The sequence below is a fragment of the Planktothrix paucivesiculata PCC 9631 genome, from assembly GCF_900009265.2.
Lineage (GTDB): Bacteria > Cyanobacteriota > Cyanobacteriia > Cyanobacteriales > Microcoleaceae > Planktothrix > Planktothrix paucivesiculata.
Map to the genome: position 1 here is coordinate 444,875 of NZ_LR735026.1, position 13,071 is coordinate 457,945.

Annotated in this window: 8 protein-coding genes; 4 read left to right on the forward strand and 4 right to left on the reverse strand. The window is 39.3% G+C overall.

The genetic code is table 11. From position 1 onward, the window contains the following. Positions 1-14: 14 nt before the first annotated feature. The gene (gene ileS, locus PL9631_RS22555) at positions 15-2,906 is read right to left on the reverse strand and encodes an isoleucine--tRNA ligase (protein ID WP_083624320.1); all 2,892 of its coding nucleotides are present in this window, start codon (positions 2,904-2,906) and stop codon (positions 15-17) included. Between the two features lie 207 nt (positions 2,907-3,113). Beyond that, positions 3,114-5,591, reverse strand: coding sequence for an ATP-dependent Clp protease ATP-binding subunit (locus PL9631_RS22560; protein ID WP_083623855.1), 2,478 nt, complete (start codon positions 5,589-5,591; stop codon positions 3,114-3,116). Between the two features lie 456 nt (positions 5,592-6,047). Here PL9631_RS22560 and PL9631_RS22565 point away from each other — a divergent pair, with 456 nt between their 5' ends. Then, on the forward strand, positions 6,048-6,365 hold the full coding sequence (locus PL9631_RS22565; RefSeq protein ID WP_156090659.1) for a hypothetical protein: 318 nt from the start codon (positions 6,048-6,050) through the stop codon (positions 6,363-6,365). Positions 6,366-6,382: 17 nt separating this feature from the next. Here PL9631_RS22565 and PL9631_RS22570 read toward each other — a convergent pair whose 3' ends face one another. After that, on the reverse strand, positions 6,383-7,177 hold the full coding sequence (locus PL9631_RS22570) for a hypothetical protein (RefSeq protein WP_083623857.1): 795 nt from the start codon (positions 7,175-7,177) through the stop codon (positions 6,383-6,385). Further along, entirely contained in the window at positions 7,174-8,331 is a 1,158-nt protein-coding gene (locus PL9631_RS22575) for an AAA family ATPase (RefSeq protein ID WP_083623858.1), read from the reverse strand. Before PL9631_RS22575 ends, PL9631_RS22570 begins: the two co-directional genes overlap by 4 nt. Positions 8,332-8,463: 132 nt before the next feature. Here PL9631_RS22575 and PL9631_RS22580 point away from each other — a divergent pair, with 132 nt between their 5' ends. From PL9631_RS22580 to PL9631_RS22590, 3 genes are all read left to right on the forward strand, one after another. After that, positions 8,464-8,616, forward strand: a complete 153-nt coding sequence (locus PL9631_RS22580) for a hypothetical protein (RefSeq protein WP_156090660.1) — start codon at positions 8,464-8,466, stop codon at positions 8,614-8,616. Between the two features lie 101 nt (positions 8,617-8,717). Beyond that, a complete protein-coding gene (locus PL9631_RS22585) occupies positions 8,718-11,267 on the forward strand; it encodes a GTPase (protein ID WP_083623860.1) in 2,550 nt (849 codons plus the stop codon). 23 nt (positions 11,268-11,290) lie between these two features. Beyond that, positions 11,291-13,045, forward strand: coding sequence for a GTPase (locus PL9631_RS22590; RefSeq protein ID WP_083623862.1), 1,755 nt, complete (start codon positions 11,291-11,293; stop codon positions 13,043-13,045). The last annotated feature ends 26 nt before the right edge of the window (positions 13,046-13,071 follow it).

Genomic DNA, 13,071 nt, shown 5'->3' on the forward strand with positions numbered 1-13,071 from the left:
TTTTAGAAATAGTTTTAAAAGGTTCCTGCTAACGCCTCTACACACCGTTCACAAATGGTAGGATCTTCTTTTGATTCCCCAACATGGACGGAATAATTCCAACAGCGATCGCATTTTTCCCCATCTGCTTTTACCACACCAATTCCCAAATCTTCAAACTGTTGATTATAGGGTAAACCGTTTAAAGGTTCAGGAGTATCTAATAGTTCAACCTGGGAACAAATCAAGAGATAACGTAATTCATCAACCCCATTATTATCTTTTAATTCGGTGGTTTTGGGGTTCATTTGTTGCATCTGTTGACGCAAATCCTCATCCGCCACATATAACAAGACTTTGGCTTCTAAAGATGCACCAATAATTTTGTCCTGACGGGCTTTTTCCAAGACAACATTAACATCACTTCTAATTTGTCGTAACTGTTGCCATAACGTCCCTAATTCTGGCTTTTCCCAGTGTTTTTCTAATGTCACCCAACCCGCTTCAAATACCGAAGTCTGGGGGGGAGAATAGGGAATATTTTGCCAAATATCTTCGGCTGTATGGCATAATACGGGGGCGATCGCCTTCGCTAAATTTTCTAACGCTACCGCTAAAACCGTTTGACAACTACGACGCCGAAACCCATCAGCCCCACTAATATATAACCGATCTTTGGCAATATCTAAATAGAAATTAGACAAATCCACCACACAGAAATTCTGAATTACCTGGAAAAATCGGAAGAATTGATAACTTTCAAAGGATTCTGTTACCTCAGTAAAAACCTCCGTAATCCGGTGTAACATATATTGGTCTAATTCCGGTAATTCCTCGTATTTAACCGTATCTTTTATCGGATCAAAATCATGCAAATTTCCCAATAAAAATCGGGCGGTATTTCTAATTTTGCGGTAAACATCTGCCATCTGTTTGAGGATATTTTTCCCCAGAGGAACATCCGAAGAATAATCTACCGAGGACACCCACAGCCGCAGAATATCAGCCCCATAGGGTGGTTCTTGCTGTTGATTTTTCCCCCCTTCAATCACAATTGCAGGATCAACTACATTTCCTATGGATTTACTCATTTTCATCCCCTTTTCATCAAGGACAAATCCATGGGTTAATACGGTTTTATAGGGAGCGTGACCATAGTTAGCTACACTGGTTAATAAACTTGATTGAAACCAGCCCCGATGTTGATCAGAACCTTCTAAATACATATCCGCCGGATAGCGTAATTCGGGGCGTTGATTCGCCACCGCCGCCCAGGAAGACCCCGAATCAAACCACACATCCATGGTATCGGTTCCCTTACGGTAATTCTTGCCATTATTATGATATTCTGGAGGTAATAATTCCTCAATTGATAACTCCCACCAAGCATCGGAACCCTTTTCAGCAATAATAGTTTGAACGTGATTAATTGTGCTTTCATTTAATAGGGGTTCGTTGGTTTCTTCATCATAAAAAACCGGAATGGGAACCCCCCAACTCCGTTGTCGAGAAATACACCAATCACTGCGATCAACTACCATGGAAGTAATCCGATTTTCCCCTTGGGCGGGAATCCATTTGACCTCAGAAATTGCTTTTAAAGCCGCATCTCGGAACCCTTTAACCGAGGCAAACCATTGTTCTGTAGCCCGAAAAATTGTGGGTTTTTTCGTGCGCCAATCGTAGGGATATTTATGTTGATAGGGTTCTTCTTTTAATAGGGAATTAACTTCTGTTAAAGCCTGAATAATTGCCCCATTTCCCTCACCTAAAACATTTAATCCTTCAAATTTTCCCGCTTCATCGGTAAAGTTTCCTTGATCATCCACGGGGGATAAAATCGGTAAACCATATTTTTGACCCACAATATAGTCTTCTTGACCATGACCGGGGGCGGTATGAACTAATCCCGTACCGGATTCGGTGGTAATATAATCTCCCCCAATAACTATCGGACTTTTCCGATTAAATAGGGGATGTTTATAGGTAGAATTTTCTAAATCCTTACCTGTAAAAGTGGCTTTAACTGTTAAGGAATAACCCAAGGTTGCTGATAATTGTTCAGCTAAATCCGTCGCCACAATTAAATACTTAAACGCCGGGGGTTTTTCACTTTCCCCCACTTCCACAACGGCATAATTTAAAACGGGGTTAACTGCAACGGCTAAATTACCTGGAATTGTCCAGGGGGTTGTTGTCCAAATTGCTACCCCTAATTCCGATAGAAAGGGCGCTAATAATTCCCGCAAAGGTTCAGATACTGTTAATAGTTTAAAGGCGGCAAATAAACTGCGGGAAATGTGACCTTCAGGATATTCTAATTCCGCTTCAGCTAAGGCGGTTTTAGAACTGGGACTCCAGTGCACGGGTTTATGTCCTCGGTAAATATATCCCTCTAAAACCATCTTGCCAAATACACCAATTTGGGCGGCTTCATATTCGGGTTTTAAGGTTAAATAGGGGTGTTCCCAGTCGCCCCAAACCCCATACCGTTTGAAACTGGTTTTCTGTTGTTCAACGGCTTGTAAGGCGAAATCCCTGGCTTTGTGACGCAAAGTTAAGGGGGTTAATTGTTCCCTTTCCCCGGCTTTCATGTTTTGTAAAACTTTCAATTCAATGGGTAAACCGTGACAGTCCCACCCCGGAACATAACGAACTTTACGACCCTGTAAAATTTGATAGCGATTAATAATATCTTTAAGAATTTTATTTAGAGCATGACCAATATGCAGCGTCCCGTTCGCATAGGGGGGGCCATCATGTAAAATAAATAATTCGCCGGGGTTATTTTGTGATAGGCGTTGATAAATTTCCTGTTCAGCCCAAAAGGCTTGGATTTCCGGTTCTCGCTTCACGGCGTTTGCCCGCATATCAAATTTTGTTTGGGGCAAGTTGACGCTATCTTTATAGGATTTGGCTTCTGTCACAACAGTATCCTGAATGATTCTTGTTAATTGATTTGTATTGTATCCTAACATCGTAGTGAGCCCTTCAGGGCTCAATTATTGATCTCAAGTAGTAAATCGTAGTGAGCCCTTCAGGGCTCAATTATTCATCTTCAACCAGGACAGTGAACTTGATCTAAAAAACCCGCCCTACCGGAGTAAGACGGGTTGGATGAGAATTAAAGTTAATTAGGAATGGGTAACGGCGTATTCATTCAGAGAATTCAGGGCATGATCTCCGGGTGAAATCGTGACTTTCCCCTGTTGATCCACATCAATAAATGCTCGATCGCCATCCTTAATTGTTCCAGCTAATAAGGCTTCAGCTAAGGCATCTTCTAACAGATTCATTAAGGCCCGACGTAACGGTCTTGCCCCATATTTAGGATCAAAACCCACATTAACTAAATGATCTTTGAACCCTTCACTCACCGTTAAAGTAATATCCCTTTCCATTAACCTGGCCAGCAGATCTCGGAGTAAGATTTCGGCAATTTGCTTAACTTCAGATTTCAGCAATTGACGGAAGACAATAATTTCATCCAAACGGTTAAGAAATTCCGGCCGAAAATATTGTTTGAGTTCCTCATGGACTAAATTTTTAATCCGGTTATATTGCTGATCTGCTTCAGAAGCAGCACCCCATTCAAATCCTAAACCGCCGCCGCCTTTTTCAATTACCTTAGAACCCACGTTTGAGGTCATGATAATTAAGGTGTTTTTGAAACTGACCGTGCGACCTTTAGCATCGGTTAAACGTCCATCTTCTAAGATTTGTAATAACAAATTGAAGACATCGGGATGGGCTTTTTCAATTTCATCAAATAGCACCACCGTATAGGGACGACGACGGACGGCTTCAGTTAATTGCCCGCCTTCTTCATAGCCAACAAATCCTGGGGGAGAACCGATTAATTTAGACACCGTATGTCGTTCCATATATTCCGACATATCTAAACGAATCATCGCGTCTTCTGCCCCGAAGAAATAGGTCGCTAGGGCTTTAGTTAATTCGGTTTTTCCGACTCCCGTGGGGCCAGAAAAAATGAAACTGGCAATCGGGCGATCGGGATTTTTTAATCCCACCCGGGCACGACGAATGGCGCGAGAAACGGCCCCTACCGCTTCATTTTGACCAATTAAACGTTCATGTAAGATATCTTCCAATTTCAATAATTTTACCGATTCTGATTCGGTTAATTTATTGACATTAATACCTGTCCATGCAGCTAAAATTTCGGCAATATCGTCTTCAGTAACAACTAAACCCGTACCCGCTATATTGGTTTTTTCAGTGGGGGTTTCTAGTTTATCTTTGATTTCCAATTCGCGATCGCGCAGTTGACTGGCTTGATCGAAATCTTGGAGTTTGACGGCTGTTTCTTTTTCGCCAATAACTTTAGTTAATTCCCGTTTTAACTCGCGTAATTCGGGGGGAACTTTGGAATTCATCACCCGGACTCGCGAACCCGCTTCATCAATTAAATCAATGGCTTTATCGGGTAAAAAGCGATCGCTAATATAGCGATCAGATAGGGTCGCCGCCGCGTATAATGCCTGATCGGAAATCGTTAATTGATGGTGTTGTTCATAAGCGCGACGCAAGCCGAACAGAATTTCCACGGTTTCTTCCACGGTGGGTTCGCCGACCATCACCGGTTGGAACCGCCGTTCCAGGGCCGCATCCCGTTCAATATATTTGCGGTATTCATCCAGGGTAGTCGCCCCTAAGCATTGCAACTCACCCCGGGCGAGGGAGGGTTTGAGCATATTGGAGGCGTCCATAGTCCCTTCAATGGAACCTGCACCCACAATGGTATGCAGTTCATCGATGACTAAAATGATATTTCCGGCGGTACGAATTTCTTCGACAATGGTTTTCAGCCGTTCTTCAAATTCCCCCCGGAAGCGGGTTCCAGAGATCAGGGTTCCCATGTTCAAGCTGATCACTTGCTTGTTTTCCAGGACATCGGGAACATCGTTATTGACAATGCGTTGGGCCAAGCCTTCCGCAATGGCGGTTTTTCCCACCCCGGGTTCACCCACCAACACGGGGTTATTTTTCGTGCGGCGTCCCAGAATTTGAATTACCCGCTCAATTTCCCGTTGACGACCGATCATCGGGTCAAGTTTGCCTTCGGCGGCCAGTTGGGTGAGGTTTGTGCCGAATTCGTCCAGGGTGGCGGTTTTGGTGGACTTGCTGCGACTTCCTCCCCCCGGGGCGACGGTGGCTTCTTCTCCCAGGGATCGAATTACCTCAGTCCGCACTTGAGAACGGTCAACCCCCAGATTTTCTAGGACTTTTGACGCTACCCCTTCGTTGTCTTGGAGTAATCCGAGTAAAATATGTTCGGGGCCGATATAGTTATTGCCCATTTGTCGCGCTTCTTTCATCGCGGTTTCAAAGATGCGTTTGGCCCTGGGGGTAAAGGGAATTTCCACGGGCAGGAAACCTGACCCACGACCAATAATTGCCTCAACTTCTTTTTGGACTTCACGGAGGGCTAACCCTTGCGCCTTCAAGGTTTTGGCAGCAACACTGGTTCCTTCACTCATCAAGCCCACAAGAATTTGTTCTGTTCCTACAAAGTTATGTCCCAGGCGTCGGGCTTCTTCCTGAGCTAACATCACCGCCTTAATTGCCTTATCCGAGAAGTATTCAAACATTTTTTATGCTCACTCCCTTATGACGTTTATTTTTATGGAGTTGTCATCCCTGGTGGGGGACGATGATAGGTTTTAATGTCCCGATGTAAATTTTTATTGAGATACTACAACCTAATGTAACGTTATTGGGGTCAATGTGTAGTGGGGACACCCGTAATTTTAGAGGAGGTTGTCATTGCTCCCTCGGATCGATATAATGTCACGGACTTTGACCCGGGTAGGCCCTTGATTTTGATCCTCTCGGGCGGATATGTCCTAACGGATAGTTGGGCTAGTTTAGGGGCGGGTGAGCAATTATGCAATCGCTAACCTCATTTTAATTCTTTATTATTCTTTTTAGGTAGGGGAGGTAAACTCAACCCTAGGATGAATTAGATTTTAATACATTTTTATAACGGATTTAGAGTTTCTATAAAAAAATATATAATAGACAATAACCCAATTCAAAAGCACTTTATGAACGTTACCGATATTCGCAATCAAGTTAAACAGTATGTTGATCAGCTATCTCCAGAAAAACTCAGGGTAGCTGCGGATTTTTTATCGTATTTAGCAGAACGAGAAAGTCAAGAAGCAACAGAAGAATTACTTGAAATTCCTGGGTTTAAAGAATCTTTTGAAAAAGGAAAAGAAGATGTTTTAGAAGAACGATTGATTTCTGTTGATAAACTCAAAAAACGAAAAATTTTGATTAATACCCTACAAGGAAAATATGCTCATGCTCCCACCAGTAGTGAAGATTTTGCTCAACAAAAACAAAAGGACTATGAATAATCTTGAATAGCATCTAATTAAAATTGGGTTTCTGCTTCATTTGACTGTGAACTATTTGTTGTTTTGAGTACGTCCATCACCACTTTTGCCGCCTCCGTTAAACCTTTGGTGAAAGGAGCATATCCAGTTGAACAACAAGTTTTAATAATGTCTAAATCAATCTCAAACCCTAGTTTCCATCGGATTTGAAGTGGTCGTTGATTGCTACTAACTTCTGAGAGATAAGTTGATTTTGCGATCGCTGTTTCTAAAACATTCTTGATATCATCTAAGATTTCCATATTCTCCAGTTGTTCAATTTCTACATCTAAAATCCTTGAAACAGTTTGAATATCAGCCAACAACCACGCCTCAAAATTCTTAATGGCTAAACCACCAGCACTGCGATCATTAATCGATTGATCATTAACATCTAAATGATTATCACGAATTCTATTCAAAGCACGTTCTAAGTCCTTCTGTCTTTGAGATAGTTTATCATCCGCATCAACTACAATTAGGATTAGATCTACCTCCTCTGGTTTCCAAGAAATTACCACCTGTGCTAAATATTTGAGGTCTAAAATTGAATATCCAGTACGCCGTTTACAGACTCGACTTTCATTACTTAATGGGTGTCTTTGTACAAAATCAACAAAATCACAATCAGGTAATCCCGCACTTTTGAGTTCTCGTCTAATTAAAGTATGAAGCGCTCCTTCTTTATCCTTTTCAATAATTTTTCCACCGTCTTCGGGTTTAATATAAGGAATACTATCGCCTAATTCTGCTTCCCCTTCAGCAATTAACCCAATACGAATCGGACGACTCATAGGGGATTTCCTCCAAATATATTAGTAAACCAAAGTTCACCTAAAGCGCCATCATAAGCTTCCAGTGCTTTTTGAAAACGCACAGAATCTATGGGTAAACTATGAACTTGAGTTTTACCTTCGTTATCTAGTTCAACAGCACGAACTTGATAAGGCTCAACATAATTTAACAGGACAGGAGAATGGGTTGTAATTAAAACTTGAACAGGTTTACCCGCTATTCCTTCTGTTGATACTATTTTCAATAATTCCATCATTTTATGCAGTAACCAGGGATGAACTCCATTCTCTATTTCTTCAAAACAAAGAATACTCGGAGTGTGTTCTTGATAAAGTGCAGTTAGAAAAGCCAGGATTCTCAATGTTCCATCGGATATGTCAGAAGCTGGGATATGATGTTCTGAATATCTATCAACTAATTCCAGCAAAAAGGTCTGTCTACCACGGAAGGTTGGATTATTACTAGGTAATTTAATTCCTTGTATATTGGGAACAAGTTGTGTTAAACGTTCCTCTAATTCATCAAACTTTTTACGATTATTGTGCAAAATATCAACTAAAGCAGAAGCAATTCCTTGCCCTGTCTTTTCCATGCCACCATTTGATGAGTCATCATCGGATAAGTGAACTGCGGAAAAATTGTAAATACTTACCTTTCTTAAGGCATTAGCAACAAAAGAATCGTGGTATTGATTAGAAACCAAAAATTCTTTGAGTTCATAAGCAGAATGACTTATTTTATCACAAGTCTGTTTAAGATTTTCTATAAAAACTTTTTTCTGCCGATAATCAAGATTGACTAATAGATCTGAAAATATTGTAGTTTCTTCAGAAGAATTGCTTTCTGTTGTAGAACGGGTACTCACTTCAAACAACAGTGAATCTAGTTTTCCCTGCCAGAATTTAGATTCAAAACTCTGTTGATTCTTACTTACAATTGTTGAAGAATCGCCAAACAAATGTATTAGCCCTTTATCATTCCTAGCAGTAGTAGTAGCTATCACCTTTTGGAGAAAATCAGATAATACAGCTAAAGATTCACAAATATTTGATTTTCCCGAACCATTCGGCCCAATAAAGACAGTTAAGGGTTCTAAATTAACTTCTGTATCAAAGAGGCTTTTATAGTGCTGAACTCGTAGTTTAGATAACATCTCTTTTAGAGTGAGCAGATTTATTTATTATATAGCAATATTAAACACTTTGTAAAACAAAAACTTTTATCCCTATAAAATCGGAGCAATCGCGATCTATATATAATAAGCTTTAAAATTCCATAAGCTTTGGTGTCATTAAGTCAAATTGTCGATACCCAAGTGGCGGTTCTCTCTTTTGCTGATATTTTTAGGGTGGTGGGGGTGGCGTTTTTATGTTCATTACCGTTATTATTCTTTTTAGGTAAGGGAGGTAAAGGTGCAAAAGCTCCCGCAGCCCATTAAGGTAAGGATTTTAAAATTTTCCTTCCTGTTGTATAATTCAAAACATTAAGACTGCTCCACATCTTCTGCCTTTTTCCCTTCCTCCAGTCCTAACCTAAATTATGTCTAATTATTCGCCAGTCGTTGACCCGTCCCTCGACTATCAGTTTTTGCTGGTGACTCACATGGTCTGTGCTGATCAACAGATTCACAGTGAAGAATCCAAAACACTTCATGAACTTGCGGTTGAAGTTGGGATCGGAGAACGCACGATCGCAGAAATGGAAAAAATATTAGGTCAAGATGACGATTACCTATCCATTGAGGAGATCGCAAAGCAGATCCTACCCGGTCAGCAACAAGAAGCGATGAACCAAATTTTAGCGATCGCTTATGTCGATGGATTTTGTTCTGTATTGGAACGAAAAATGGCGCAACAGGTCGCTCAACTTTGGAATTGGCCAGAGGGAGAAGTTCAGAAACAATTAATCGAAGCGGGTGCATTTTCCGATACTCATTCAATTATTGGTAGCGAGAAGCAAGAACTTTCAATTGGAGCGCGTTTACTTAAAAAAGCGGGTACTATTCTATCCCAATCACTAATTGATGATTTAGCTAAATTTGTAGGAAAAACGGAAAAAATTGAACAACTCCGACAGGAAATTTTATTATCCGGCCCAGAATATGATCAAGCAATCCGTCAATGTGCTGCTATTGCAGAAGAAGATTATAAATATGCGGATTTGGCATTAGTGAAAACTGACTCGGCTTTAAAAGGGTTACAGAAAAGCATTAAATTAAATGTTCAATCAATTGAAAACAAAAGGACAGGGAACGCTCAAGTAAACCTAACTACTCAGGAAGTCGTAAAACAGCTTAAAGTAACTGAAGAAGCACTGACCGGACAAATTATTCAACAACTAGAAAGTATACAAGATTCACTGCGTTCTAAAAGACAAGCATTGAATTACTTTAGTATTGCTTTTATGGGTCGAACTAAAGCCGGAAAAACGACACTTCACGCTATTATTACTAATGATGGGTGGGATGCGATCGGGGTCGGAAAACAACGAACAACCCGGTTTAATCGTGTTTATGAATGGAAAAATATCAGAATTATTGATACCCCTGGAATTGGTGCGCCTGGAGGGAAAAGCGATGAAGAAATTGCTGAAAGTATTATTGATGAATCAGATATTATTTGTTATGTTGTTACCGATGATAGTATTCAAGAAAGCGAATTTCATTTTTTACGACTTTTAAAAGAAAAAGCCAAGCCTTTAATTATTCTATTGAACGTTCACAAAAACTTTAAAGACTCAAAACGTGGCCCTTATGAATTAGATAAATTTCTCAAAGATCCTAATAAACTGTTTGCCATGGAAGGTCAAAGTGGTTTAAGAGGACATATTGATCGAATTCAACGTTATGCTCAAGAATATTATGCCAATGATTACTTTGATATTATTCCTGTAATGTTATTGGCTGCTCAAATGTCCCGTGAACCTGAACATCAGCATCATAAAGATCAACTTTTTCAAGCTAGTAAAATCCAAAACTTTTTAGACTCAATTCGATCTTCTCTAATTAAACATGGAAAAATCAGAAGATCGCAAACTTTACTCGGTTCTACCGTTGGCTCAATTGATAATCCTAACTTAACAACTGCTGAAAAAGCACCCTTACAATGGGTTCAAGAACAATCAAAAATTTATCATCAACTTAGCGAGACTCTTAAGAGTAAACGAGGAGGAATTTTCACCAAGGTTCGGAAAACCCAAAAAGATACCCAAGCTTTTTTATTGCAACAAACTGAGACAATTTTTCAAGATGCAATTAATGCAGTTCCGACTTTTGCAGAACAGCATTGGCAGTCTAAGGAACAGGAATTAACATTAGGATGGGAGAAAACCCTTAACTCCTTACAATTTGAGCAACGGTTAAGAGGGAGTTATGAAGAATCGAGTAAAACCTTTAATAAAGAAGTTCAAGAAATATTAGAGGAAGTCGGTCGTGAGCTAGAGCTTGTCGCCCAAATTGGACAATATAAATTTAGTTTTAAGGAACAAGGCTCTATTAATTTTCGCGATATTTTTAGAATCAGTGGTAGTATTTTACTGATAGCTTCTGCTATTTTAGTGTTTGTTTCTCCCCCTATAGCTTTAGTTGTTAGCATTGTAGGTGGACTGGTAGGTTTTGCTAAAAACTTGTTTAAGTCTAAGGAGCAAAAAAGACGAGAAGCCGTTCAAAAAATCTCTGAGGAATTATATACACAGCTTAACCAGGAGAAACGCAAATATCTTAAGCAAGCCGATGAGAATTTCATTCAATCTTGTCAAAGTATTATCACAGCAATCGAGGTTTATTTTAATAAGTTAATCGAAGGATTAGACGATATTGCTAAACAGTTAGATAAGGCAAATAATGAACTAAAGGATAATTCTAAATGGCTTAATCGTGGTTATGCCAAACGAATTATTGACTGGCTGAATGATCGAGATGAAGAATTAAATCCTCAAAATATCAATAACAGCATTAAAAAAGTTGAGAGAAATTTTGGTCAGAAAATTCTGATCCAGACAAAAGTTAAGATTTCGGTCAATAAATCCTCAGAAGAACTTAAGAGTGTACTTCAAGAGGATCTAATCATCAATGATAATAAAATCTTGTAAACCTTAAATTAAGGAAGAAAAAAATGGCTGCTCAAAACTCTATCTTTAAATCAGCTATAGTAGGTGAAAAATTTAATAAAATCTTGGCTTATTTTGAGAAATTACTCGCTGAAGCCAATCTCCCAGAACTGACAGAAATTCAGGAAAAGCTGCGAGAGAATTTAAAAGTATATCGAGAAGATGGAGTTTTAAGCGTTGCTTTTATTGGGCAATATAGCTCAGGTAAATCAACCATAATTTCTGCATTAACCGGAAACAGAGATATTAAAATTGATGCCGATATTGCTACAGATAGAACAACCGCTTATAACTGGAATGGGATTAAAATTATTGACACGCCAGGGTTATTTACTGAACGCCAAGATCATGATCAAATTACATACGAGGCAATTAATCAAGCTGACTTACTGGTATTTTGTCTAACTTATATGCTGTTTGACTCTATCACAGTTGAGAATTTCAAAAACTTAGCCTATAACAAAGGTTATCGCTGGAAAATGATGTTAGTTGTTAATAAAATGTCAGATGGAGCCGGAGAGGAAGAAGAACTGATTGCTAATTATCGTGAAAGTTTAGCTCAAGCACTAAAACCCTATAGTTTTGATGAATTTCCGGTTTGTTTTATTGATGCAAAAGATTACTGTGAAGGTATTGATGAAAAAGAAGATTTTCTGATAGAAATTAGTCGTTTTCAAACTTTCATTGATGCTTTAAATAAATTTGTTCAAAAACGCGCTACTTTCGTGAAATTCGATACCCCCATTCGGATTGCTTTAGGTTTTGTTGATGAAGCGGAATTAATTTTTACTCGAAATTCCCCTGAAGATAATGCTTTTTTAGAGATTTTAACTCGTCTTTCCCGTGTTCTTCGTAAAGAACGCAGTCGTTTACAAACGAAAGTTAAAAATATTGCTTTGAAAATGTCCTCACAAATTGTTAAAGAAGGAACAGTTTTAGCAAATGCGGTAGGAACAGATAAAGATTCCACTCTCTTAAATCAACAAATTGAACTCAATCTTAAAAAATATTATGAAACAGCCGCAGCAGAATTACAAGATGTTATTAATGCTGCGGTAGAGGATGTCCGCCAAGAATTTGAAACTGTTTTTCAGGATAATTTAGTTCAGTCTTTTGTTGCTTGCCTTGACAAAAATCAAACCGTTTCGGCTAATAATGTTAGTGCAGGCATAGATATGGAACGTCTAAAAGTTCAAGTCACCTGGATTAAAGCCATTGGCGAAACCGCAGGAGTACAAGTTTCTAAACTGGCTACCAACAATTTTCTAAAAACTGGAGCAGAAGGCTTTTTACATTCTATAGATGTAGCGGGTAGTAGTTTGCATCAAGCTGTTTTAGAAGTTGGCAAATTTGTGGGATTTAAGTTTAAACCTTGGCAAGCAGTGGGAATTGCTAAAGATATTGGTAATGTCGCTAGTTTTTTAGGCCCTATTCTTGCATTGGCTTCTGTTGGTGTTGACTTGGTAGAAATGCAAAAAGAGAATCAACGTCAACAACAAATGGCTGATAGTCGCCGAAATATTACGAGCCAGTTTCAAGTCATTGCTAAAGATTTAGAAGATCAAATCTTGCAGCAAGAGAAGGATTTCGAGCAGCAAGTTTATGAAGAAATTGACAAGAAAATAGCCCAAGCCCGCCAAGACCAACAAGAGGCGATAGCAGCTTCTAATACTGGGTTGCAAAAATTTATAAAAATCCGCAATAATTTAGGAACAATCCTTGATTATATTAGCCGAATGAGCAATAATTCAGAGGCTTAATTTATAGGTGCGATCGCTTAACCCAA

Bases quoted from the DNA above. Each gene is read 5' to 3' on its own strand.
- PL9631_RS22575 (WP_083623858.1), bottom strand. From the start codon at position 8,331: ATGTTATCTAAACTACGAGTTCAGCACTATAAAAGCCTCTTTGATACA.
- PL9631_RS22570 (WP_083623857.1), bottom strand. From the start codon at position 7,177: ATGAGTCGTCCGATTCGTATTGGGTTAATTGCTGAAGGGGAAGCAGAA.
- PL9631_RS22565 (WP_156090659.1), top strand. From the start codon at position 6,048: ATGAACGTTACCGATATTCGCAATCAAGTTAAACAGTATGTTGATCAG.
- PL9631_RS22585 (WP_083623860.1), top strand. From the start codon at position 8,718: ATGTCTAATTATTCGCCAGTCGTTGACCCGTCCCTCGACTATCAGTTT.
- PL9631_RS22560 (WP_083623855.1), bottom strand. From the start codon at position 5,591: ATGTTTGAATACTTCTCGGATAAGGCAATTAAGGCGGTGATGTTAGCT.
- PL9631_RS22590 (WP_083623862.1), top strand. From the start codon at position 11,291: ATGGCTGCTCAAAACTCTATCTTTAAATCAGCTATAGTAGGTGAAAAA.